Source organism: Acinetobacter variabilis, assembly GCF_000369625.1.
Lineage (GTDB): Bacteria > Pseudomonadota > Gammaproteobacteria > Pseudomonadales > Moraxellaceae > Acinetobacter > Acinetobacter variabilis.
Map to the genome: position 1 here is coordinate 501,311 of NZ_KB850111.1, position 23,754 is coordinate 525,064.

At 44.7% G+C, this 23,754-nt stretch carries 21 protein-coding genes and 1 pseudogene; 8 read left to right on the forward strand and 14 right to left on the reverse strand.

Going from position 1 to position 23,754, the window contains the following annotated elements:
* Positions 1-50: 50 nt before the first annotated feature.
* Complete coding sequence (locus F897_RS02365) at positions 51-578, reverse strand: ankyrin repeat domain-containing protein (RefSeq protein WP_005232750.1); 528 nt, start codon at positions 576-578, stop codon at positions 51-53.
* Between the two features lie 186 nt (positions 579-764).
* Positions 765-2,279, reverse strand: a complete 1,515-nt coding sequence (locus F897_RS02370; RefSeq protein WP_005232753.1) for a catalase — start codon at positions 2,277-2,279, stop codon at positions 765-767.
* A 227-nt stretch (positions 2,280-2,506) separates the two neighbouring features.
* Here F897_RS02370 and dtd point away from each other — a divergent pair, with 227 nt between their 5' ends.
* Positions 2,507-2,947 carry a D-aminoacyl-tRNA deacylase gene (gene dtd, locus F897_RS02375; RefSeq protein ID WP_005232760.1) on the forward strand — a complete coding sequence of 147 codons (441 nt, stop codon included), beginning with the start codon at positions 2,507-2,509 and terminating at the stop codon, positions 2,945-2,947.
* Positions 2,948-3,048: 101 nt separating this feature from the next.
* On the opposite strand, the gene F897_RS02380 is transcribed toward dtd, so the two are convergent.
* The 3 genes from F897_RS02380 to serB all read right to left on the reverse strand — a co-directional run bounded on the left by F897_RS02380 (position 3,049) and on the right by serB (position 5,641).
* Positions 3,049-3,528 (reverse strand): SCP2 sterol-binding domain-containing protein, encoded by a 480-nt coding sequence (locus F897_RS02380; RefSeq protein WP_005232765.1) that lies wholly within the window; start codon positions 3,526-3,528, stop codon positions 3,049-3,051.
* A 140-nt stretch (positions 3,529-3,668) separates the two neighbouring features.
* Entirely contained in the window at positions 3,669-4,004 is a 336-nt protein-coding gene (gene aciT, locus F897_RS02385) for a ciprofloxacin tolerance protein AciT (RefSeq protein WP_005232767.1), read from the reverse strand.
* Positions 4,005-4,420: 416 nt separating this feature from the next.
* Positions 4,421-5,641 (reverse strand): phosphoserine phosphatase SerB, encoded by a 1,221-nt coding sequence (gene serB, locus F897_RS02390; protein ID WP_004781413.1) that lies wholly within the window; start codon positions 5,639-5,641, stop codon positions 4,421-4,423.
* Positions 5,642-5,718: 77 nt separating this feature from the next.
* On the opposite strand from serB, the gene F897_RS02395 reads away from it, so the two are divergent.
* Entirely contained in the window at positions 5,719-6,972 is a 1,254-nt protein-coding gene (locus F897_RS02395; protein WP_005232768.1) for a hypothetical protein, read from the forward strand.
* A gap of 95 nt (positions 6,973-7,067) precedes the next feature.
* Here F897_RS02395 and ppk1 read toward each other — a convergent pair whose 3' ends face one another.
* From ppk1 to mhpT, 4 genes and pseudogenes are all read right to left on the reverse strand, one after another.
* Positions 7,068-9,131, reverse strand: a complete 2,064-nt coding sequence (ppk1, locus tag F897_RS02400; protein ID WP_005232769.1) for a polyphosphate kinase 1 — start codon at positions 9,129-9,131, stop codon at positions 7,068-7,070.
* Between the two features lie 177 nt (positions 9,132-9,308).
* Positions 9,309-10,256 carry a bile acid:sodium symporter family protein gene (locus F897_RS02405; RefSeq protein WP_005232770.1) on the reverse strand — a complete coding sequence of 316 codons (948 nt, stop codon included), beginning with the start codon at positions 10,254-10,256 and terminating at the stop codon, positions 9,309-9,311.
* Positions 10,257-10,363: 107 nt separating this feature from the next.
* Positions 10,364-10,993 carry a bifunctional nicotinamidase/pyrazinamidase gene (gene pncA, locus F897_RS02410; RefSeq protein WP_005232771.1) on the reverse strand — a complete coding sequence of 210 codons (630 nt, stop codon included), beginning with the start codon at positions 10,991-10,993 and terminating at the stop codon, positions 10,364-10,366.
* 233 nt (positions 10,994-11,226) lie between these two features.
* Positions 11,227-12,411 (reverse strand): annotated as a pseudogene (mhpT, locus tag F897_RS02415) (3-(3-hydroxy-phenyl)propionate transporter MhpT).
* A gap of 729 nt (positions 12,412-13,140) precedes the next feature.
* Here mhpT and dapA point away from each other — a divergent pair.
* Genes dapA through purC form a run of 3 tightly spaced genes read left to right on the forward strand, consistent with a single transcriptional unit; the run spans position 13,141 to position 15,415 of the window.
* Complete coding sequence (gene dapA, locus F897_RS02420; RefSeq protein WP_005232794.1) at positions 13,141-14,040, forward strand: 4-hydroxy-tetrahydrodipicolinate synthase; 900 nt, start codon at positions 13,141-13,143, stop codon at positions 14,038-14,040.
* 12 nt (positions 14,041-14,052) lie between these two features.
* Positions 14,053-14,658 (forward strand): hypothetical protein, encoded by a 606-nt coding sequence (locus F897_RS02425; RefSeq protein ID WP_004781397.1) that lies wholly within the window; start codon positions 14,053-14,055, stop codon positions 14,656-14,658.
* Positions 14,659-14,695: 37 nt separating this feature from the next.
* The gene (gene purC, locus F897_RS02430) at positions 14,696-15,415 is read left to right on the forward strand and encodes a phosphoribosylaminoimidazolesuccinocarboxamide synthase (RefSeq protein ID WP_004781395.1); all 720 of its coding nucleotides are present in this window, start codon (positions 14,696-14,698) and stop codon (positions 15,413-15,415) included.
* Positions 15,416-15,682: 267 nt separating this feature from the next.
* Here the strand turns inward: purC and F897_RS02435 are convergent, their stop codons facing one another.
* Positions 15,683-16,957: a replication-associated recombination protein A gene (locus F897_RS02435; RefSeq protein WP_005232795.1), complete on the reverse strand. Its 1,275-nt coding sequence runs from the start codon at positions 16,955-16,957 to the stop codon at positions 15,683-15,685.
* 267 nt (positions 16,958-17,224) lie between these two features.
* Between F897_RS02435 and F897_RS02440 the strand changes: the two genes are divergently transcribed.
* A complete protein-coding gene (locus F897_RS02440; RefSeq protein WP_171065435.1) occupies positions 17,225-19,357 on the forward strand; it encodes a putative bifunctional diguanylate cyclase/phosphodiesterase in 2,133 nt (710 codons plus the stop codon).
* Positions 19,358-19,400: 43 nt separating this feature from the next.
* Here the strand turns inward: F897_RS02440 and F897_RS02445 are convergent, their stop codons facing one another.
* The gene (locus F897_RS02445; protein WP_005232797.1) at positions 19,401-19,853 is read right to left on the reverse strand and encodes a YcgN family cysteine cluster protein; all 453 of its coding nucleotides are present in this window, start codon (positions 19,851-19,853) and stop codon (positions 19,401-19,403) included.
* A gap of 192 nt (positions 19,854-20,045) precedes the next feature.
* Here F897_RS02445 and F897_RS16850 point away from each other — a divergent pair, with 192 nt between their 5' ends.
* Positions 20,046-20,204 (forward strand): DUF1328 domain-containing protein, encoded by a 159-nt coding sequence (locus F897_RS16850; RefSeq protein ID WP_004647174.1) that lies wholly within the window; start codon positions 20,046-20,048, stop codon positions 20,202-20,204.
* An 83-nt stretch (positions 20,205-20,287) separates the two neighbouring features.
* Here F897_RS16850 and murJ read toward each other — a convergent pair whose 3' ends face one another.
* Together murJ and ampD are read right to left on the reverse strand one after the other, a co-directional pair.
* Complete coding sequence (murJ, locus tag F897_RS02455) at positions 20,288-21,838, reverse strand: murein biosynthesis integral membrane protein MurJ (RefSeq protein WP_171065436.1); 1,551 nt, start codon at positions 21,836-21,838, stop codon at positions 20,288-20,290.
* A gap of 77 nt (positions 21,839-21,915) precedes the next feature.
* On the reverse strand, positions 21,916-22,488 hold the full coding sequence (gene ampD, locus F897_RS02460) for a 1,6-anhydro-N-acetylmuramyl-L-alanine amidase AmpD (protein WP_005232799.1): 573 nt from the start codon (positions 22,486-22,488) through the stop codon (positions 21,916-21,918).
* 181 nt (positions 22,489-22,669) lie between these two features.
* Between ampD and nadC the strand changes: the two genes are divergently transcribed.
* Positions 22,670-23,515 (forward strand): carboxylating nicotinate-nucleotide diphosphorylase, encoded by an 846-nt coding sequence (gene nadC, locus F897_RS02465; protein WP_005232800.1) that lies wholly within the window; start codon positions 22,670-22,672, stop codon positions 23,513-23,515.
* Between the two features lie 87 nt (positions 23,516-23,602).
* Here nadC and F897_RS18025 read toward each other — a convergent pair whose 3' ends face one another.
* Positions 23,603-23,725: a hypothetical protein gene (locus F897_RS18025; RefSeq protein ID WP_005232802.1), complete on the reverse strand. Its 123-nt coding sequence runs from the start codon at positions 23,723-23,725 to the stop codon at positions 23,603-23,605.
* Positions 23,726-23,754 lie beyond the last annotated feature (29 nt).

Here is a 23,754-nt window from a genome sequence, read left to right on the forward strand (position 1 = left end):
TAGCTGAATTATCGACAAAAGTTCAAGAAAATAAACTGCTTCCTGCTCGGTTATTTGACTGCTTTCAGCCCATTTTCCTGTTCCTTGATAATTTTCTGTAGCTGCTTTTCCTGACCGATCACCTTGGCAAATTCAGCTGTGGTTTTTTGTCCGGTTTTCTTGGCTTGGGCATCACAGTCGACCTGACGCAGCTGTTTGGCAATGGAGAATTCCATTTTAAACAAGGCGCCCATCAAAGCCGTATTGCCACGGTTGTCCCGGGCGCAGCGGTCTGCCCCTTTGGTCAGTAAGGTATTCACGATACCCTGATGGCCATAATAGGTCGCCATCATCAACGGGGTATAACCATCTTGATTGCGTACATCGACTGGAAAGCCATGTTTTAAAAATTCATTGATCACTTCGCTATTGCCGATTTTAGCAGCAGCAAAAAACAGATCAATCAATTCCTGTTGTGAGGTCATCTGAACGCTTGCCGCAGTTTTTGCAGGGGAGACATTCTTCACTTCAGCAGCAGTTGCGAATGCGGAGCTAAAAGCAAGAATACTAGCTAAAAATGCGTGTGGCAGAACTTTCATGATGAACTCCAACAGAAATCGAAAGGAAAATTTAAGTCTTGAAAGACTCAATTGACCTGAGATGAAATAAAAAACGGAGTGCCTGTAAAACTCCCCCTAGGGTGCAGGAAAGGTTTGGAGTATTACAGGACTTTTTGGAGGTGATGCGCTATGCCCTAGTCACCAGTTCCTCAAGACCAATCGGAATTAGTCTTTTAATTTTGCAGCTTTGACCTTAACGATGGCGATGTCGCCATTTACAGCTTTGGTCATACGCATACCGTAGTCCGCATCTGCCTTATAGAAGTAAGACAACATAATGTGCTTGGTTTCTGAATCTTTGACATTGCCTAAGTCAGCCGCCAGATTCATGATCAGGTCATCTTTTTCTTTGGCAGTATAAGAGCGGTAAAGTTCACCGGCTTGCTTGAAGTTTTGCTCTTTGGTACCGATCTGCTGAACATGACCAGTCAATGGAGTTTCAACTGCACGCGCTTTTTCAGTCGCCGGTTTAGGCTCTTTACGGCTTGGCTCGTAGTTCACATCAGAGTCACGTTCAGACACATTCATGTGACCTTCCTGGTTGTTGTTGTTCACATTCACCACAGGACGGTTTACCGGAATTTGCTGATGGTTCACACCTAGACGGTACATTTGTGTATCTGAATAAGAGAAGATACGGCCTTGAAGCAAACGGTCTTCAGAGGGTTCGATACCTGGTACCAGATTACCTGGTGCAAATGCAGCCTGTTCAGTTTCATTGAAGAAGTTCTTCGGCATACGGTTCAGCGTCAATGTACCGACTTTTACTTCTGGAACCAGATTGGTTGGCCAGATTTTGGTTGGATCTAGCGGATCGAAATCAAAGCTGTTCAGATCTTTAGGATCAAGCACCTGAATATATAGATCCCATTTCGGGAAATTACCTGCATAGATGTTGTTATAAAGATCGTTGGTCAAGTGGTTGAAATCTTTACCTTGTTGAACAGCCGCTTCTTTGACGTTCAGGCCCTTCACGCCCTGTTTAGAGCGGAAGTTGAATTTTACGTACTTGTATTCGCCTTTGTTGTTATACAGTTTGTAGGCATGTACACCGAAACCGTCCTGTTCGCGGTAGCTGGTTGGGACACCTTGCTTGCCATAAACATAAGTCAGCATGTTGGTTGCCCAAGGCTGGCTAGACAAGAAGTCAAACACACGGTTGGCATCTTGTACATTTGTGACCGGGCTTGGTTTCATCGCATGGATGAAGTCCGGGAATTTAATCGCATCACGGATAAAGAAGACTGGCGTCTGGTTACCGACTAAGTCCCAGTTACCTTCCTGAGTATAGAATTTGATGGCAAAACCGTGAGGATCACGTAGGGTTTCTGGTGAACCTTTACCATGAATGACGGTAGACATGCGCACAAAAACTGGAGTTTTGGTACCGGCCTTGAATAAAGAAGCAATTGTTAAATCAGACAGATCTTTCGTAGTAACGAATTCACCATAAGCACCTGTACCACGTGCGTGAACCACACGTTCAGGAATGCGCTCACGGCCAAAACGTTGCAGTTTTTGAACCAGTTGTACATCTTGCAACAAAGTTGGACCTTGTGGACCCGCAGTGATCGAGTTTTGGTTATCACCGACAGGTGCCCCGTTATCTTTGGTTAATGGCGCAGCTTGTGCAGCTGTCACCGTTGCAAGCATTGCAACAAGTAATGAGTGCTTAAACATTTCTAAATCTCTCAATTTAATACCTTTCCTGCATGCAGCTAAGATACTTGAGAGCAAAAAATAGATAAAACAGATAATTTTTATTATTATGATCGTGTTTTTAGATAACTTAAAATATTATCAATGATAATCAATAAATTAAGCCCATTTTTTAGACATTAACTTAATAATAGATGAGTCTGATCTTGCTACAATGGCGGCAATTTTGAATCTGACTGAAATTGATTATGCGTGCATTATTACAACGGGTACTCGAAGCCAAAGTCGTGGTCGATGGTGAAACCACCGGAGAAATTGGCAAAGGTATTCTGGTTTTTCTGGGCTTAGCTAAAGAAGATAATCTGGAAAAAGGCAAAAAACTGATTGATAAAATATTGAAATATCGCTTCTTTGATGATGAGCAAGGCAAGATGGGCTGGAATGTCAGTCAGGCCGGTGGCGGTTTACTATTGGTGTCCCAATTTACCTTGATGGCGCAAACCCAAAAAGGCTTACGTCCAGATTTTGGTCCAGCCATGCCGCCAAGCGATGCCAAGGCCTTATATGAACAGTTGGTTGAATATGCGCAAAGCCAGTTCGAAAATGTACAAACCGGTATTTTTGCGGCCGATATGAAAGTGCATCTGATCAATGATGGACCGGTAACGTTTAATCTGGAAGTTGAATAAACCGTCATTGTTTCAGAATGAAAAAAAGCCCTCTAAATGAGGGCTTTTATATGATAATCCTCCCCTAACCCCTCCTTTAATTAAAGCAGGGGAATTAGCAGTTATTTACCAGTTTTCTCTTTAATAAACTGACGTGCCATTTTAACTTTATCTTTGACCGGTTTTGGCAGTTTAGGCGGAATCATTTTCGCAACCTGGTTAAACCAGACTAGCAGACCAAAATCACCTTCCATTTTAATCGTGCCACTTTGCATACCGGTCATGAATGCAGTCGGATCACCTTTAAGCAACGTTTTTACACCCTGTTCACTATCAGCAAATTGCAGCACAAAATCAGCTTTCTCTGCATCACCTGAAACGGTATCGATATGACCATTATTCACAACGATCTGACGTGCCATTCCCTCATCTGTTCCGATCTGGATACGGAACTGGCGTTCATGTACCAATTCAATAAATATCGGGCTAGTACGTGCTAACTGCTTCATACGTAACGCAAGACCTGCGACCAGCAAATCAAGTGGATCGGTACTGAGGTCAACCAGAGGAAGTTTGAGCACAGGAATGGAGGACAGTTTCATGAAATTATGCCTATTCTAATTGTACGAAAATTGACAAATATCCTAGCATAGATCAAAGCTAGGCAGATGCAGGACTTTGTATCATATTTCTAAACGAAAAATGCACCCGCAGGTGCATTATTTCGCTGATATTAGAGAACTTAACGGCTAGATAGCTGCTGCTGGTCATCTTCATACACTGGTGTATGTTCGATATAACGGCGTTTAGCCAAAGCACGCTCTGCACGTCGATCTTCACGCAATAACAGTAAGGTCACTACGACTATCACGGCCGTTAAAGCTGTCAGATAGCTATATGTCATCGGGAGCTCAAACAAGGCTTGAGTACCTACTCGAATCACTTCGATCAGGCCCCAGGCCAGCATTCCCGCAGCCATAAAACTTAACCAGCGACGATAAGGCGAGAAGAAAACAGCAAGCACAGCCGCGGCGACTAAACTAAAGCCTACGAGAGTTGCTAGATTCGCTGTTACCATATAAACCCCTCCATCCAAAAGGATAGTGTGTATGCTTGATATTGCAACTGTACTACCTATTGAATTTCGTTAAATCAATAAAATGAAATGTGTTGATTTGTATCTCTATGCATGCATTATGCTGAGTTTTTTGCATAAAAAAAGTCCTATTTTCTCCCCTTACGACATACTCTGTCGCGATATTATTTTGTCATTACATTTTTTATTTTCACAGTATTTGTGGATCAATTGCTGCGTCGATGTTGGCGTGTCATTACAAAATCATATGCCCTTTCATTGACTTAAAAAAATATTTTCCGTTTAAGATGATCGGGGTATTTATAGACAAGCTGCGCCGTCCCTCGATAAAAGTTAAGCTAAAAATATAAAAAAACGCGACCCTAAGGCCGCGTTGGATTTTACCGCAAAGCTATGTATTACGCGCGGCTCAGATCTTTATCATGTACACCGAGCAGGTAGAGCACGCCATCCAGCCCCACACTGGAAATGGCCTGATTGGCATTCTGACGAACCAAAGGTTTGGCACGGAAAGCCACCCCTAGACCCGCAATTGAAAGCATTGGCAGGTCATTGGCACCATCACCCACAGCGATGGTCTGCTCCAGAGAAATTCCCATATTGTCGGCAATTTCACGGAGCAATAAAGCCTTGCGTGCGCCATCCACAATATGACCTTTAACTTCGCCTGTCACCACGCCATTCTGCACATCCAGAATGTTGGCATGAACTTCATCAATTCCTAGTTTGGCTTGCAGATATTCTGCAAAATACTGGAATCCGCCAGACAGAATCGCAGTACGGTAGCCCAGTGCTTTCAGGGTTGAAATCAGACGTTCTGCACCTTCAGTCACGGTCAGACGTTCTGCAATTTTTGGCAATACCGATGCATCCATGCCTTTTAATAAAGCAACACGAGCACGGAAACTTTGCTGGAAGTCCAGCTCGCCCTGCATCGCGCGTTCAGTAATTTCAGAGACTTGAATACCCACACCTGCTTCGATCGCCAGCTCATCAATCACTTCCTGCTCGATCAGGGTCGAGTCCATGTCAAAGCAGACCAGACGGCGATTACGGCGGTAAGCATTATCTTCTTGTACTGCCACATCGACATTCAGGTTGTTCGACAGGCTTAAGCAGGCTGCACGCATGGCTGCTGCATCCAGCATCTGGCCTTTCAGACCAAACTGTACACAGGCACGTTTAGGGCCAGTATTGGAACCATCCAGCTCAGGACGGCCAGAAAGACGGGTCACGGTTTCAATATTGAAGCCCTGACTCGACACAATCTGGGTCACGGCTTGCAGATGAGAGGCATTTAATTCCGGGGCCAATGCCGTTACGATATAACGCGTGCGGCCACCTTCTCTTACCCACTGTTCATATTCAGCAGCAGAGATTGGTTTAAAGCGCACTGTTAACCCGATATCATGTGCTAGAATCAGGATTTCCTTCATGGCTAATGCTGTTGCAGTTTGGTCATCAGACGATACAACAATACCTAAGGTCAGTTGATTATGAATGACCGCTTGCCCCACATCTAGAATCTGTAAGGAATGAGCGGACAAAACCTGCATTAATCGTGTAAATTGATTAGGCTGGTCGGGTCCTAAGAATGATATAAGAATGATTTCTCGCATGAATTGACTCGGGTCTGAGCTACAACTATTGTTAGAATCATAATCGAAATTGAACAGAATTGCCTTGGAAGTTTACGTTGAATGCGCCTAGACAAGGGCTATTTGCTAGCCTACTGATTGTAAGTTTTGCTCTGCATACCTTTTTACTGGTATTGGCAACGACTCACCAACTGAATGATAACCGTGCCAACCAGGGACAGCTCATGACGAGCCAACTGGTCACAGACAGCCTGGCGGAGCTTGAACCGGCGAACCGCGTTTCTCTGGCACTTCTGGCCAACCGTTATGCGACTAACCCAAGCGTTGCTTCAATTCGCATCCTGGATACGAAGGGTCAGGTTTTAGCCACTGGTGGGCTGACCAAGACCCGTGATGGGGAAGTTTTTGTCCGTGATGCCCTACAAAACGAGAAAAAAGTCGGTGTGATTGAAATCACCCTGATTGAGCCAAGTATTGGTGAAATTCTGCGGACTCAATGGCTTGCCATTCTGTTCTCTTTTATTATTCATGGTCTGCTTTGGGTCGGTTATCGTGCGGTAGCGCGTCCAAGCCGTACCGAGTATCTGGCACGTATCAATAATGAATCGCGACTGAAATTCGAGATTCAGACTTTGACTCAGGCATTGGAACAGGAAAAGCATAATGCCGCCCTCGCCATTGCCCAGGCACAGCAAGCTCTGAAAAACAAACCGAAAGAAAAAGACAGCAAACCGGTGGTACTGGATACCGATAGCCTGAGCTTGAACATTCAGTTCTATGATCCAAAACAGTTGCTGGATAGTGTGAATAAAACGGTATCGGTTCCTTATTTCAATTTGTGCCAGATTTTCCTGAACAAAGCCACTGAACTGTGCATCCAGCACTACAAACTGAACAGCACGGATATTTGTACCGTGCACAAGTTTGATGAAAAAGGTGCCAGTATCAGTATTGCGGCAGACAAGCCAGATGCCCTCGTCTGTCTGACCATGATCAGTTCAGTATTCCAGTTACTTTCGGAAGTCCTGTATAAGCGTTATCGTGAAGAAAAACGTTTTGTCCTGCAGACACGTAGTGCGATTTCTTCAGCTGTTGAAGAAATGCAGCTTAATTCAGTTCAAGCCGCAGAACGTCTGGTTCAGCAACTGGTCGCTAAGGAAAGTGCACTGCATGTTCCTAATGCCCTGTTGAAACAAATCGCGGACCACTTTGAGCTGGTCAGCATGCCCAATCCGACCAATGTCCTGACCCGTCATGCTTTTGTGGTGAATGGGATGGATGCTGAAAGCGCCGAGCTGGCACAGACTTTTAGAACCGAAATTCTAAAATCCAAACAATCCAAAGCCTCATAAATGTCCCTGAATGTTGCAATTAAAAAAAGCCGGATCCAATATCCGGCTTTTTGATGGGTACAAAACAAATACGCCAGCGTGTCTTGGACTACCCTTTAAATTTTTAACTGTTTTTGTTCCAGCAGATATTGCTGGGCATTATAAGGCTGGGCCGGATCCTGACAGGGGACTTTATGCCACTGACCCTCGGCATCTAACTCCCATGCATTTTGACAATCTTTTAAATAGCTGATCAGGCCATCTTTATAAATCCGTTTTTTCAGCTCTGGATCCAGCACCGGGAAACAGGTTTCGACCCTGGAAAACAGGTTGCGCCCCATCCAGTCGGCACTGGCACAATACAGTTTCTTGGCGCCGCCATGTTCAAAATAATAAACCCGGGTATGTTCCAGGAAACGTCCAACGATTGAACGGACCTGGATATTTTCTGACATGCCGGTGACTTGTGGAATCAGGCAGCAGATTGAACGCACAATGAGGTCAATTTTCACCCCGGCCTGTGACGCCTGATAGAGGGCAGCAATCAATTGCGGTTCAGTCAATGCATTCACTTTGATGATGATATGCGCGGCTTTTCCAGCTAGGGCAAATGCCTTTTCCTGCTCAATCAGTTTCAGCAGTTCGCTATGCAGGGTAAACGGTGCATGCAGCAAGGCCTTCAGTTTGGCCATTTTGCCCATGCCGGTCAGTTCCTGGAACATGCGGTGCACATCTTCACAGATATCCGGCTGTGTGGTCATCAGGCCGTAATCGGTATACATACGGGCATTCCCGGCATGATAGTTTCCGGTACCTAGATGCGCATAACGCAGTAGTTCCTGATTTTCACGCCGGACGATCAGAATCATTTTGGCATGGGTCTTATAACCGACGATGCCATAGACCACCACTGCCCCGGCTTCTTGCAGGATATTGGCCACCATAATATTGGATTCTTCATCGAAACGCGCCCGCAATTCAATCACGGCCGTGACTTCCTTGCCATTCCGTGCGGCTTCTGCCAGCACCTGAACAATTTCCGAATCCGGACCACTGCGATATAGCGTCTGCTTGATCGCCAGCACCGCCGGGTCCTTGGCCGCTTCGCGCAGTAAAGTAATCACCGGCTGGAATGAATCAAAAGGATGATGCAGCAGCACATCCTGTGCCTTTAAAATTTCAAAAATACTTTTCTGTTTACGGAAAATTTTCGGAATGACCGGACTAAAATGCGGATACTTTAATTCCGGACGCTCAAAGCTGGTACTCAGGCGGGACAAATTGATCGGTCCATCAATCCGGTACAGCTCCTGTTCCGTCAGATCAAATTCATCCAGCAAATAGTCGATGATGTTCTGTGGAGAGTCATTTTCAATTTCCAGACGTACTGCACGACCAAAGCGGCGCGAACACAGTTCATCTTTTAAAGCCACCGCCAGATCATCGACATCTTCCGACAATACCAGATCGGCATTGCGGGTAACCCGAAAGGCATAACATCCGGTCGCTTTCATGCCGGGAAACAAATCACTGATATGCTGCTGGATGATCGCAGTCAGAAAGATCTGGGTGGTATTGTTTCCGGTGACATCTTCCGGAATTTTAATCAGGCAGGGTAAGGAACGTGGTGCCGGCACAATTGCCATCTCGATTTCACGGCCAAAGGCATCTTTACCTTCCAAGCTGATAATAAAGTTCAGACTTTTATTCACCAAACGTGGAAAAGGATGTGAAGGATCCAGACTGATCGGGGTCAGTACCGGTTGCACTTCTTTGGCAAAAAAGGCTGCAATCCAGGCCTTATGTTTTTCCAGAAGATCCTGGTATTGAAGAAACTGAATCCCCTGCGCCTGGAGTTCAGGCAAAATTGCATGATTCAGAACCTCATACTGTTTGTTCACTGTGGCATGAATGGACTGGGACAGTTCTTGTAGAATCAGCTCGGTGGGTACAGCATCAGGCGTCCGGGTAGTCGCATTCAGATCTTGCTGTTTCATCAGCCCGGCAATCCTGATTTCAAAAAACTCATCCAGGTTACGGGAAAAAATAATCAGGAAGTTTAAGCGCTCTAAAATCGGTAAATTCGGATCGAGTGCTTGTGCCAAGACACGACGCTGAAATTCAAATAAGGAAAGTTCCCGATTAAAATAGGTCGCTGACGAATGCTGAAATTGTTCCATGCCCTCTCAATGCTGCTGATTACAGTCTGTTGTTTCACATCATTGAGGGGCGATCTTAGGCAGACTTCATGACACTTATGTTACAAAGCTCGATAAATCCATATAAATTAATATTTTAATTTTTCACCGTATAAAAAATCATGCTATGGCTCGTTGGGCGCCGTCATCAAATTGCAATTAAGTGTCCGTTTTTTCAGTTTGTCTGCCAGCCCAATAAGTGGCTAAAACAGGTCCTGAAATATTATGCCACAGGCTGAAAATGGCACTTGGAACCGCAGTAATGGGAGATGCAGCAAAATGGGTCGCCGCCAAGGCCACACCCAGACCAGAATTCTGCATCCCCACTTCAATGGATACTGCACGACAGTCAATTTCTGCCAAGTGAAATATGCGACTGGCCCAATAACCCAGTAAATAGCCCATCCCATTGTGTAAAGCCACAAGCCCTAAAATCATTAAACCAGATTCCAGAATCTGGGTTTTGCTGCCGGCAATAATTGCCGCCACAATTGCGACAATGGCAATCACTGAAATTACTGGCATTACCTGGATATAGCCTTCTACCTTGGTTTTTAGAAGGGCGCGGATAATCAAACCTAAAATGATTGGAAACAGCACCACTTGCAGAATCGAAATCAGCATGGACAAGGCATTAATTTCAATCCATTGGCTGGCCAGCAGATAAAAAATTGCCGGAGTCAAAAGCGGTGCCAATAAAGTTGATACCGAAGTACACGCCACAGAAAGGGCTGTATTGCCCTTGGCCATATAGGTAATCACATTGGATGCGGTGCCGCCTGGACAGCAGCCCACCAGAATTACACCAATCGCAATTTCAGCCGGAAGCTGGAATAGCTGACAGAGCAAAAAGGCTAACCCTGGCATCACCATAAACTGAGCCACGACCCCAATCGCGACGGCCTTAGGACTTTGCAAGATACTTTTAAAATCGCCTAGCGTCATGGTCATGCCCATACCAAACATGATCAGACCCAACATCCAGGGAATGTATGCACGTAACCAGACGAAAAGATCCGGCAGCATCAGAGCAATGGCTGAAAATAGAATGACCCACAGAGCAAAGGTCTTTTGGACAAACTGGCTAAATTGAAGAAGTGCTGACATGGGGAAATCCAAGTGTCATGAAAAAGAAATCAAGGCATCTGTGGATGCCTCAAAGTAAACCAACCATTGCATAATGGCAAATGGTCCTAATCACCTTAAGTCAGCGCTTAGACTGCATTAATAATATCTTTCAGATAAATCCGTTTTACGCCCTGTGCCAGCATGTCCTGCCAGGCATGTTGTAGCGAACCATTCAGGTCTATGCCTTTGGTAGCATCCGCAATGACATAGGCCTTAAAGCCGAGTTTACAGGCATCCATCGCGGTCCAGGCCACACAAAAATCGGTCGCGATACCCACGATAAACACGGTATCGATGCCACGCTCACGTAAATAGCCGGCCAGACCGGTACTGGTTTTTTGATCAGCTTCCATAAAGGCAGAGTAACTGTCGATATTTTGATGAAAGCCTTTACGGATAATCAGTTGGGCTTGCGGAAGGTTCAACTCCGGATGAAATTCAGCATCCTCAGTCCCTTGTACACAATGACTCGGCCAGAGGACTTGAGAACCATAATCCAGCTGAATCGTGTCGTAGGCTGCTTGGGCAGGATGATTGTCTGCAAAGGAAATATGCTCTGCCGGATGCCAATCCTGAGTCAGCACAATATTGTGAAAGTACTGCCCCAATCGGTTGATATTCGGAATAATCTGATCGGCATTGGTAACAGCCAGATTTCCACCCGGGGTAAATCCTTTTTGTACATCCACCACAATCAGCGCCGCATTCTGCATCATTTTCATCCCTTGAAATCTGAGTTTGCATCCAAGCATAGCTTAAAACTAAAGAAAATTTTTAGCCCTTTAGGTAAAAATAGAATGACTCTGCATTCTGATAAAACGTATGATGAGTTAACTGTAAAAGCTATTGCTCTGCAAAACATAGAAAGAATTTGTCTTTAGCTGAACTGATACTAGAAAATAAAAAGCCTGCATCAGTGCAGGCTTTTTGGATATTCATCTTTTTATTTTTAAACTTTGGTACGGCTGACCAGGAACAGCATACATACCGCAGAGATTACGATACATGGAATCGCTGCCGAGATCACCCCCTGCTGCACCGAAGCCTGCTGTCAATAGCTGACCCGCAATTGCAGGGCCAAGCATGGCACCGATATGACCAACTGCAGAAGCAACACCTACCCCTGTACCACGTACTTCAGTCGGGTAAACGATACTACCGAAGGCATAGAGTACGCCCTGACAACCAATCACGAAGGCACCTGCCAATGCTGCGGCCATGTACATCTGTTCAAGTGAGCTTGCACCGTTCAACGCTAATAAACCCGCCAGGATACCGCCATACATCAACAGAATGACATACGCTTTTTTCAGACGATCCGTCAGCATACCCAGAATCACGGTACCAATCGTTGCAGTCACCATGAAATAGAACTGTGCAGTTGAACCATCTTTACGGGTGAAGCCCAGCTCCATAAAGAGTGAAGGCAACCAGCTCAACATGATGTACATCACCATCAGGGTGAAGAAGTAGCTCACCCAGATACACAGCGTACGAAGTAGGTTGTCAGAGTTAAACAAATCCTTGAATGAACCCTGAGGAGATGCTGCACGTTCTGCGGCTGTCTTGTTTTGTGCCTTTATGTATTCTTTAGATTCAGGCAGACACACCATCATCAGAGGAATCACAATGATGGGCAATAAACCACCCAAGTAAAAAACATTTTTCCAGTTTGCACCGAATTCAGTTGCTGCGATTAAAGACAAGATTGCAGCACCCACTGGCATACCACAGTACATCAGGCCCACGGCACGTCCACGGTTTTGTGGAGCCACGACTTCAGAAGCCAGCGTGATTAAGATTGGCATTGCACCGCCAAGACCCGCACCCGCCAGAAAACGAACTGCCAGCAAACTGTGGAAACTGTTCACCCACACGGTACATAAGGTAAATAGTGCAAAAATTGCGGTTGACCAATACGGCCCGCAAATCGACCACCGACCAGTGCACCAGGCAATAAGCCCAGAATCCCTGTACTAAAAAACACACCCAATTGTGAGCTATCAAGACCAAAGTGCTCACGAATACCAGCAGCGGCAATCCCGGCAGCCTGAATATCTAGGCCTTCAATCACAGCGATCAGAAAGCAGATCCCTACCGTGATGATCGCGTGCTTATTGTCTGATTTTTCCATTGGAATATCCCTGTTCAATCAGCGTTCAAAAGAGAGGCCATCATCTATGAGCCGCTAAAGAGAATTAACTACCAATAAGTTGAACAATTGGCTCGGATATACTGAAAAATCCAGAAAATTAATGACTTTAAGATGCTGTTCGATAAAGTCAAAAAAGCAATTAATGAGGAGTATTAAAATCCCAGTATTTTTGGATTTAGACTTATACATCAAACCCGGAAATTCAACAGTGAGAAAAATTCGGTGCCGATCACCAATACGAAAAAAAAGATTAGTTCAGGCATTTTTGCTTTTTATTCATCATAAATGAGATTTATTATTCGATATATTTTAGCTCTTAATTTATCGAATATAAATATTAATACTCCCCTAAAACGCCCTAAAAGAATGTTTTCTAAATCTATCTAATTCACTTAAGTGACTTATTCTATGTATTTTTTACTGAAAAAATGAATTCATTAGCTTTCATACTGCTGGAGGATAAAGGATGATTTGGACAGCAAAAAATCATAACGATTAAAACTTGATTGTTGCCTGGAGGCTTTGTATAAAGAATTCAGTGGCTTTTACTAAAGCATATTGTTCTTATGCGTTTGATCAGTCATAATTTGCATAAGCAATATTCAATTCAGTGCAAATCTATTGAATTTGCTACAAATCAAAATACAAACCCATCCCAAATATGTTTTCTCATTCTCTTCGGATGGACAAATAGGATAGTTTTTTAAAATGACTCAGCAAGCACAGACCATTCAGGGTTCCATTGTCGCAATCGTCACCCCCATGTTTGAAGATGGCAGCGTAGATTGGAAGGGTCTCGAGAAGCTGGTTGAGTGGCATATTGCAGAAGGCACTAACAGTATCGTCGCGGTTGGTACTACTGGTGAAGCATCAACGCTCAGCATGAGCGAACACACTCAAGTGATCAAAGAAATCATTCGTGTTGCCAACAAACGTATTCCTATCATTGCCGGTACAGGCGCAAACTCGACTCGTGAAGCAATCGAGCTGACTCAGGAAGCCAAAGAACTTGGCGCTGATGCTGCCCTGCTGGTTACTCCTTACTACAACAAACCGACTCAGGAAGGTCTATACCAGCATTATAAAGCGATTGCTGAAGCGGTTGACCTACCTCAAATTCTTTATAATGTTCCAGGTCGTACTGGCGTGGATATGGCCAACGAAACCGTGATCCGTCTGGCAGATATCCCACAGATCGTGGGCATTAAAGATGCAACAGGTGATGTAGCCCGTGGTGCTGCCCTGATTGAAGGTCTGACAGGCAAAAACATGACTGTTTACTCAGGTGATGATGCAACTGCCTATGAGTTAATGGGTCATGGTGCCAAAGGCAATATTTCTGTGACTGCCAACGTTGCACCAAAAGTCATGAGTGAAGTATGTGCTGCTGCCATTGCAGGAGATGCGGCAGGTGCTGAAGAGATGAATGCTCAGGTTGCAAATTTACACAATATTCTATTTTGCGAATCAAACCCAATTCCTGTGAAATGGGCTCTCCATGATATGGGCTTAATTGGTACAGGTATTCGCCTTCCATTAACACCACTTGCAGAACAATATCGCGCTCCGCTTCATGAGGCACTTGTAGAAGCGAGCGTCATTAAATAAAGAGCAACGATTATGCAATTACGTTTAGGACTTACCCTGGCACTTTCAGTATTCAGTTTAGCAGGTTGTAGTTCAATGGCCTTTAAAAACGGTACCTTGGACTATAAAGAGACAACCACGCTGCAACCATTACAATATCCTGAAGGGTCAATGGTTCGTCCTGCAACGCCTTTGTACCCTGCTCCGACCGTAGATCCGCTTGCCTTGGAAAATGCACCAAAGCTTGAAAATCAGCGTGGTAACCGATTTGCGATGCCACGTCCTACTGCACAGCCAGTAAATTCAACTCAAGCAGATGAAACTCAAGAAAATTTTTCGGGAAAGCCGCAATTAGTCACTGACGGAAATCAAAATCCACTGCTCAAAATTGATGGAAATGCTGCTACAATATGGCAATACACTCTTGCCACGCTTAGCAGCCTTAACCATTCTATCGTTGGTCAAAATAAAGATCGTTATGAAGTAGCGATTCAGGTCGATCAGCAAACCTATGTTTTAAGACTCTCTCCCGCAGGTTCGAGTAACACCCTGGCTGTGTTTAATCCCGATAACAGTTTTGCCGACCGCGAAAAAGCAGCAGAACTGTTAAACCAGATTTACCAAAATTGGCCAGCCTAGACATTTTCTAGGCATTTTTTTTGTAGAAGGTTCCCTCATGTTAAAACAAACCTTGCTCTATACTGGTAAAGCGAAATCTGTCTATACCACGGACAGTGAAGACCACCTGATTTTAGTTTTTCGTGACGATGCGTCCGCATTCAATGGCGAAAAAATCGAACAACTGGATCGTAAAGGTAAGGTGAATAACCGTTTTAACGCCTTCATCATGGAAAAGCTGGCTGCTGCTGGTATTGAAACTCATTTTGAGAAACTGCTGACACCGACTGAAGTGCTGGTGAAAAAACTTAAAATGATTCCAGTAGAATGTGTAGTACGTAACTATGCTGCGGGTTCTTTATGCCGTCGTCTGGGTGTAGAAGAAGGTAAAGAGTTAACGCCTCCAACATTCGAATTGTTCTTCAAGGATGACGCGCTAGGCGATCCAATGGTGAACGAATCTCAAGCGATTGCTTTAGGTTGGGCGACTGCTGAACAACTGGCAAAAATGAAAGAACTGACTTACCAAGTGAACGATGTGCTTAAAGCATTATTCGAAGCGGGTAATATGCTTCTGGTTGACTTTAAACTTGAATTTGGTGTGTTCCACGACCGTATCGTACTGGGTGACGAATTCTCTCCAGACGGCTGCCGTCTATGGGATAAAGACACCAAGAAAAAACTGGATAAAGACCGTTTCCGTCAAGGCCTAGGCGGCGTGGTTGAAGCGTACGAAGAGGTTGCTGCACGTTTAGGTATCAATCTTGAAGATATCTAAGCACTAATAATGCTTCAAAGAACCGGGCAAATAGCCTGGTTTTTTATTGTCTAATCTTATGATCGAAAAAATGAATTTTATTAATAAAAATGATCGTTTTTACATTATTCAATGCATATCTTAATATTACTCCATTCCGGCAACATCCTCAGCAGATGCAATCCATCTGATGTTGCCGACCAGATTTATACTCTTACCCTCTAGGATGTATCTCCCCCAAGACATCCTATTTCAGCCCAATTCTCCTTGAATTGGGCTTTTTTTTGTTTACTGCTGCTGTTGTTCCTGCTGCCAGCGACGTTGTTGCAGACGTTCGCCTTCCACTTCACGCTTATTACGTGCCGATTCGTACAGTTTGGTGCCTTTCAGCTCAGGCGGCAGGTAATCTTGCAAAACAAAATGTTCCGGATAGTTATGCGGATACAGATAATTCACTCCATAACCCTGCTCTTTCATCAACTTGGTGGGTGCATTACGCAGATGTAAAGGCACTGGCAAATTGGCCGTTTTTTCAGCCAGATCCATCGCCTTGTTAATCGCGAGATAGGTACTATTACTTTTGGCACTGGTCGCCAGGTAAACCGCACATTGTCCCAGAATAATCCGGCATTCCGGCATACCAATCGCTTGAACTGAGCGGAAGCATTCACCCGCTAGCAACAAAGCATTCGGATTGGAATTGCCAATATCTTCTGATGCCGCAATCAGCATACGGCGGGCAATAAAGACCGGATCTTCACCACCTTTCAGCATGCGTGCCATCCAGTACAGGGCAGCATCCGGATCACTACCACGAATCGACTTGATGAAGGCCGAAACCAGATCATAGTGCTGCTCGCCAGACTTGTCATAACGGGCAATATTCTGCTGTGCGACTTTGACCACAATCGCATTAGTAATGATATTTTCCTGATCAGCCTCAAAAGTACTGGCAATCAGATCTAGTAGATTGAGTGCCTTACGCGCATCCCCTGCGGCAAACTGCAATAAGGCGTCAAATTCTTCAATCTGGATATAGCGTTCCTGCAGGAATTTGTCAGTATGAATCGCCTGAGTCAGTAAAGTCTGAATCGCTTCGTCACTCAGCGCATTCAAGGTATAGACCTGACAACGTGACAGCAAGGCACTGTTGACTTCAAAAGATGGATTTTCCGTCGTCGCGCCAATCAGGGTAATTTTGCCTTTTTCGACGGCATTTAGCAGTGCATCCTGCTGGGATTTATTAAAACGGTGAATCTCGTCAATAAACACTACAGGCGTCAGCAGATCACCACTTTCCGCAATGACTTCACGCAATTCTTTCACACCGGTATTGAGTGCAGACAGGCTGATAAATGGCCGGTCCACCGCTTGGGCAAGTAGCAAGGCAATCGTGGTTTTACCTACTCCAGGTGGACCCCAGAAGATAATCGATGGTAAATGTCCCTGGTCAATCATCTGACGTAGAGGTGCATTCTCTCCAAGCAAGTGATCCTGCCCGATAATTTCTGCAAGGTCGCGAGGCCGCAAGCGTTCTGGAAGCGGGATATGACTGTCTGACATCTTATTATTGGCTCAAATTAAATTCTGCTTTCATTTTAACACTGGTAGTTTTGATTCCAATATTTCAAACATTTATGAGAAAAATTTAATTTATGTAAGAAATCTCTATTTTTTTTACAATGAATGGATTAATCTTATGAAAAGTAGATAAATAGAACATGATTAATTACAGGTTAATAACCTTGTAAATTTCACATTATCTCATATTAATTAGAATGGACTTGAGCAACTGATTGGATGCTCTTTGGGTGGTATCGGTGGGGATGCATGAAGCATAATAAATCTAGACGAACAACTGCAGAATGCGCTGATTCGCTTATTTCAACCTCGATACAATCTTCTAATGAACAACAGGCAAAATCCAGATTATTACAAGATCTGATCAATGATGTGCCGCATCCACTCTGGGTGCTGGGCAAGGATAATATTGAATATTTTAATCAGGCACTTTCGGATTATTTAGGTACCAATTTAAGTGAATATGGCCCTAAAGAATGGCAAAGCCTGATTCATCCAGATGATCAGCCAGCGTTTTCTGAGCAATGGCATACTGCCCTGAATCAGCAACAAGGCTTTAATACCCAGTGCCGGATTAAATCGGCTGATTCCAGCTACCGTATGTGTGCCTTGGCCATCAAGTTTCAGCATACAGCAGAACATCTGCTGCAATGGTCAGTATCACTGACCGATATCCATGAATATTTTGAGATTCAGCAACAACTGTCTCAGGTGATTTCTACCCAGAAAAACATGCTGGATGCCAGTGTCGATTGTATTAAAGTGATGTCTCCACAAGGCGAAATCCGTCATATCAATCAGTCAGCCTGTCATAAGTTAGGGATTGATCCTGAACAGCAGCCTGCCCCGCATTCATGGTTAAGCCTGTTACCCGCTGAAGTTAAAAAAACCGGACAACGCGCTTTAAAACAGGCTGCTCAAGGTTTAAATAGCCATTTTGTAGAAAAAGCCCAGACGGAGAATGAGGACCCACAATACTGGGATCATTTACTAACTCCAGTATTGGACGAAAATAATATTCCCCAAAATATCCTGTGTGTTTCACGCAATGTCAGTCAGCAAAAAATAGCTGAAAGCCGTTTAAAAACCGTAATTCAGCGTGATGAGCTGACGGGACTGTATAACCGCAATGCCTTTTATAAGACCTTTAAACAGGTACTGCTAAAAGCCAAGCAACAGCAAATAATGGTTGGCCTGCTCCTGATCGACTTAGACTATTTCCGGCATATCAATGACACTTTGAGTCATATTGCCGGGGACCATTTGCTGCATGTCTTGGGCAAGCGTTTTCAGGCCTGTTTTGGCTCAAACAATATAGTCGTTGCCCGTCTGGGTGGCGATGAGTTTGCTATTTTAGTCAAAAACCTGGAAAACGAAGCCCAGCTGATTAATACTGCACAACTGGCCTATGCCCAACTGGAACAACCAGTGAGTTATGTCGGCCATCGTATGAGTATCGGTATGAGTATTGGTTGTACCGTTTATCCGCGTGATGCCCAGAATAGCTCTAACCTGCTGAAATGTGCCGATATTGCCCTGAATGATCTGAAAAATAGTGGTCGTGGCGGGATTCGCATGTTTAATCAGGAGATGTTCAGGTCACTGGAAAACATGACCAAACAACTGACGCTGGCACGCAAGATTATTCATGCGGATCAGATTATTCCTTATTATCAGCCTAAGGTTCGCCTCTCCGATGGTGAGGTGATTGGTTTCGAAGCCTTACTGCGTTGGCAGGATCAGCAACATCAAATCCAGTTACCCTCTCATATTTTTTCTGCTTTCCAGGATTATGATTTAGCTTCGCGCATCAGTGAAACCATGCAGCTAAAAGTCTTTGAGGATATGAGCCGCTGGCAAGCCGAGGGTCTGGATATACTGCCAATTTCAATCAATGCAGCTCCAGTTGAATTCCTGCGCGATGACTATGCTGAGAAATTCCTGGCTCGTCTGTCCCGATTCGATATTCCTGCACATAAGGTTGAACTGGAAATTACCGAGCAGAGCTTATCCGAAGGCGGAGCCAATTATGTGATCCGGGCACTAAACCTGCTGAAAAAACATGGAATTCATATTTCTCTGGATGACTTCGGTACCGGTCATTCTTCCCTGACCCGTTTGCAGGAATATCCAGTCGACTGCATCAAGATTGATCGTAATTTTGTAGAACGCATGAATAATGATCCGTCTGCGCTGGCCATTGTCAAAGCCATTACCCAGATTGGTTCCAGTATTTCTCTGGATGTATTGGTCGAGGGTATTGAGAATACCGAACAGCTGGACACGCTGATTAATTGTGATTGCCAGATCGGACAAGGTTTTTATTTTTATCGTCCTATGTCCGGGTCTTCAGCACAGCAACTGCTACAACAGGCGGCTTAATTTTTTTATTTAATCATTTGATTGGACTGGATTGCGCTAACAGTTAGCGCACCCAGCGCACGATATATTCATCAATTTCATCTTCATCAATATCGACTTCACTTAAGCAGCGACCAGCAGCAGATTTTTTGGCCTGAATTACGCTTTGTCGTGAACCTGTCTTCAGATAATGCCAGGATGGCAGGCTTTTCCCTTCAGCAACTCGGCGATAAGCACAACTTGATGGTAACCAGTGAATGGTGCCCAGTTTCTCAGGTGTTAGCTGGATACAATCGGGCACATATTGCAGCCGGTTCGGATAATCCGAACAGCGGGCGGTTTTACAGTCCAGTAATTTACAAGCCACTTTGGTATAGGCGACTTCGTGGATGTCTTCATCTTCCAGCTTGATCAGGCAGCAAAGTCCACAACCGTCACAAAGTGCTTCCCATTCTTCTGGCGTCAGCTCAGTGAGACTATATTTTTTCCAGAAGTATGGACGTAAGGCATCAGACATAATCAAAACGGCTATGGTAAAAATCAGCTTATTATACCAAGTCTCAACAAAGGAAATGTAGGGACGTGAATCTTATTAATATCACGTAAACTATTGTTAAATCAGAGACAGTACATCAACAAAACACTAACAGTGCCCAAAATTGAATATTCCTATACTGGATTTGAGAATAAAAACACATGGAGAATTGATATGTTTCGCTGGGCTATTATTTTTGCTGTGATTGCCTTAATCGCCAGTCTACTCGGTTTCGGTGGAGTAGCAGGCTTATCTAAGGATTTCGCGATTATCTTATTGGTGATTGCCGTTATTCTTGCCATTGTTGGTTTCCTTTCTCGCGGCAAGGTCTAGCGACTGAGTTTTGCTTAAGGAAAAGTTTCCTACAGAAAAAACAAGAGCCATTTGGCTCTTGTTTTTTATGCGCCCAAAATGGATTACGGTTTGATATGGCGTGGTCTGAAACCAGCAGCGACCAATGCGGCCAAATACGCCACTACCCCGACCACACATAAAATCAGCACTTCCAGTACACGCATCCACTGTGATACATCACCATTGTACCAGCTCAGTGCATAGGCCAAAGCTGCAATCATCACCACATTGGCAAACATGAATTGCACAAAGATTTTTTTCCAGTGCGCCCCAAAACGGAAAATATTGCGTTGATGCAGATAAAAATACAGCAGACCCGCATTGACCATGGCTGAGCCAGTCGAAGCCAGTGCCAGCGCCATATGTTCTGCTTCCCAATGAATCAGCTTAAAGAAACCGATAAAGATCACGTTCAGAATTGCATTGGCTGCTACTGCCATTAAACCGACGCGTACCGGTGTACGGGTATCCTGCTGGGCATAAAAGCCGGGAGCAAAGACTTTAATCAGCATAAAGGCAATCACACCGCCACTCATACATTGCAGTGCCAAGGCAGTCATCTGGGTATCTTCAAAAGTGAATTGTCCGCGTTCAAATAATGCCTGAATAATCGGTGTTGACAGCATGAACAGGGCAATACTGGCTGGCAAACCCACCAGTACGATGACTTTCGCCGCCCAATCCATCATGCCACGGAATTTTTCCGGATTCTTTTCTGTATGCTGAGTGGATAAAGACGGCAGAATCACGGTACCAATTGCCACGCCAATCAGACCCAATGGTAACTCGGTCATCCGTTCAGCACTATACAGCCAGGACACTGAACCGTCCTGCATGAAAGAAGCCCAAACCGTATTCAGTAACAGGTTGATCTGGGTGACGGATACGCCAAACAAAGCGGGTAGCATCAGTTTCATGATGCGATCCACCCCTTCATGCTTGAAGTCTACTTTCGGTGGAATCAACAGGTTTTTACGCCATAACTCTGGAATTTGGATTGCCAGCTGCAAAATCCCGGCAATCACGACTGCCCAGCCTAGCGCCATAATCGGCTCTGCCATAAAAGGCGTGAGCCAGAGCGCACCGGCAATCATGGCAATATTCAATAAAACTGGAGCAAAGGCTGGCGTACTAAAAGAGCCATAACTGTTCAGAATACTGCTGGCAAAAGCCGTCAATGACATAAACAGTAGGTATGGAATGGTCAGACGGAACATGTCTGTGGCCAGCGCAAACTTTGCTTCATCGCCATGGAAGCCTGGCGCATAGATATACATGATCACAGGTGCGGCAATGATGGCAATCATGGTCAGGGTGGTCATGAAGGTAGCTAGGCAGCCAAAGACCCGGCTGATCAGGATCTGCACTTCAGCATGGGTACGGTTGGTTTTATATTCTGTCAGTACCGGAATAAAGGCTTGGGAGAATGCCCCTTCTGCAAATAGCCGTCTGAAAAAGTTTGGAATACGAAATGCCACCACGAAGGTATCGAAATCTTTACCGGCACCGAATACATTCAGTAAAACCACATCCCGGACCAATCCCAGAACCCGCGATAACATGGTCATCGCACTGACAATTACGGTCGAACGCCAAAGCGCCATCCTATTCACCTAATAATTAATTTGGGCCTATTGTAATGAAACTTGCAAAAGAAGTTCATTGCTTAATCACATGACTTCCTGAAGGGTCATGGGTTCTTATAATTTTGTAACTGGGCACGAAAAGCACACCAGTCAAAATACGGTCCCGGATCGGTTTTACGTCCCGGTGCAATGTCCGAATGTCCGGCAATATGCTGCTGCATTTTTGGATAATAGTTTTGTAAACAGGCGGTGACTTTGACCAAGGCATCATATTGTGCCTGTTCAAACGGTAGGTCATCACTGCCTTCCAGTTCAATCCCGATGGAATAATCATTACATTCTTTTTTGGCCAGATAGCTGGAACGACCTGCATGCCAGGCCCGGTCATTGAAATTCACAAACTGCAGTACTTCACCAGAACGCAAAATCAGCAGATGTGCAGATACCTGCATGCCTTCAACACTCTGAAAATACGGATGCACTGACCAGTCCAGCTGGTTCTGAAAAAACTGTTCAATATAGCCACCACCAAACTGTGACGGTGGCAGACTGATGTTATGGATCACCAGTAACTGGATGTCGGTATGTTCAGGCCGCTGATTAAAATTTGGAGAAGGGATCTGGCGCGCCCCGAGCAATTGCCCGTCCCGGATTTGAAACTCAGCTGCCTGTTGCATAAAACTGTCCTGTACAAAAATAAAATCTGCAATATCAGGATTGCAGCCGGCTTAATGCTAAAACTTTCATAGGCAAATCTCAATTCATCCCGGCAGACTGTATGAAAAATCGCTCATTTTAATGTAACGGTGTTAAGATAACGCACAATTTTTCACGGCTAAAAAAGATACGGAAATACTCATGAGCATATCTCAGGCTTTGCTAGAACAGTCGATTCAGATCAATATTCAACAGGCACTCTCCGAAGATATTGGCGATGGTGACATTACTGCCCTGCTGACTCCTGAAGATGAACAGGCGACTGCCACGATTATTAGCCGTGAAACAATGGTTCTTGCTGGTCAGCCTTGGGTCGATGCCTTGATTCAGGCCTATGATCCGAGTGTAGAAGTGATCTGGCTAAAAAATGACGGCGATCATGTCGCTGCCAATGAAGCTTTTCTAAAACTGGCCGGTTCTGCACGTAGCTTGCTGACTGTAGAACGCCCTGCTCTGAACTTTGTACAGACGCTGTCTGCAGTTGCGACCAAGACGGCAAACTATGTCAAAGAGCTGGAAGGTTTGAATACCAAGCTCTTAGATACCCGTAAAACGCTGCCAGGCTTACGTATTGCCCAAAAATATGCAGTCGCTATCGGTGGTGGTCAGAATCACCGTCTGGGCCTATTCGATGCTTTCTTGATTAAGGAAAATCATATTATGGCGGCTGGTGGCATTCGCCAGGCGATTGCCAAGGCACACCAGATTGCACCGGGTAAACCGGTGGAAGTGGAAGTTGAAACCTGGGATGAACTGAATCAGGCCCTAGAAGCCGAGGCTGATATCGTGATGCTGGATAATTTCAGTCAGCAGCAAATGATTGATGCGGTCAAACATGTGGCTGGCCGTTGCAAACTGGAAGCTTCAGGCAATATCACCATTGATAACTTACGTGAAGTGGCGAGTACAGGCGTAGATTATATTTCGATGGGCGTATTGACCAAAGATGTGAAGGCTATTGACCTATCGATGCGTTTTAATGGTTAAAGTCTTATTATTTAAAAAGGGTGCCATAGCACCCTTTTTCTTATTCTCAAGGATATAAATCATAGAGGTTGAATGGCCTCTACTCTGTTAATTGGTATCACTTCCTCGTTCCATATTTGCACCATCGCGGTTTTCATCACGAGAATTCGAGTCACAGGCAGTTAAACCCAGTACAGCAAATACTGAAAATGCCATCAACCATATTTTCATGTTATAACCTTCTGAATGAGATTTGGTTG

Excerpts from the sequence above, each read along its gene's own strand:
- ppk1 (WP_005232769.1), bottom strand. The coding sequence starts at position 9,131 with ATGGAACAATTTCAGCATTCGTCAGCGACCTATTTTAATCGGGAACTT.
- aciT (WP_005232767.1), bottom strand. The coding sequence starts at position 4,004 with ATGGTAACAGCGAATCTAGCAACTCTCGTAGGCTTTAGTTTAGTCGCC.
- serB (WP_004781413.1), bottom strand. The coding sequence starts at position 5,641 with ATGCGAGAAATCATTCTTATATCATTCTTAGGACCCGACCAGCCTAAT.
- nadC (WP_005232800.1), top strand. The coding sequence starts at position 22,670 with ATGAGCATATCTCAGGCTTTGCTAGAACAGTCGATTCAGATCAATATT.
- F897_RS02445 (WP_005232797.1), bottom strand. The coding sequence starts at position 19,853 with ATGTCTGATGCCTTACGTCCATACTTCTGGAAAAAATATAGTCTCACT.
- F897_RS02365 (WP_005232750.1), bottom strand. The coding sequence starts at position 578 with ATGAAAGTTCTGCCACACGCATTTTTAGCTAGTATTCTTGCTTTTAGC.
- dapA (WP_005232794.1), top strand. The coding sequence starts at position 13,141 with ATGACTCAGCAAGCACAGACCATTCAGGGTTCCATTGTCGCAATCGTC.
- F897_RS16850 (WP_004647174.1), top strand. The coding sequence starts at position 20,046 with ATGTTTCGCTGGGCTATTATTTTTGCTGTGATTGCCTTAATCGCCAGT.
- F897_RS02425 (WP_004781397.1), top strand. The coding sequence starts at position 14,053 with ATGCAATTACGTTTAGGACTTACCCTGGCACTTTCAGTATTCAGTTTA.
- F897_RS18025 (WP_005232802.1), bottom strand. The coding sequence starts at position 23,725 with ATGAAAATATGGTTGATGGCATTTTCAGTATTTGCTGTACTGGGTTTA.
- F897_RS02370 (WP_005232753.1), bottom strand. The coding sequence starts at position 2,279 with ATGTTTAAGCACTCATTACTTGTTGCAATGCTTGCAACGGTGACAGCT.
- F897_RS02440 (WP_171065435.1), top strand. The coding sequence starts at position 17,225 with ATGAAGCATAATAAATCTAGACGAACAACTGCAGAATGCGCTGATTCG.
- F897_RS02405 (WP_005232770.1), bottom strand. The coding sequence starts at position 10,256 with ATGTCAGCACTTCTTCAATTTAGCCAGTTTGTCCAAAAGACCTTTGCT.
- ampD (WP_005232799.1), bottom strand. The coding sequence starts at position 22,488 with ATGCAACAGGCAGCTGAGTTTCAAATCCGGGACGGGCAATTGCTCGGG.
- dtd (WP_005232760.1), top strand. The coding sequence starts at position 2,507 with ATGCGTGCATTATTACAACGGGTACTCGAAGCCAAAGTCGTGGTCGAT.
- F897_RS02435 (WP_005232795.1), bottom strand. The coding sequence starts at position 16,957 with ATGTCAGACAGTCATATCCCGCTTCCAGAACGCTTGCGGCCTCGCGAC.
- pncA (WP_005232771.1), bottom strand. The coding sequence starts at position 10,993 with ATGATGCAGAATGCGGCGCTGATTGTGGTGGATGTACAAAAAGGATTT.
- F897_RS02380 (WP_005232765.1), bottom strand. The coding sequence starts at position 3,528 with ATGAAACTGTCCTCCATTCCTGTGCTCAAACTTCCTCTGGTTGACCTC.
- purC (WP_004781395.1), top strand. The coding sequence starts at position 14,696 with ATGTTAAAACAAACCTTGCTCTATACTGGTAAAGCGAAATCTGTCTAT.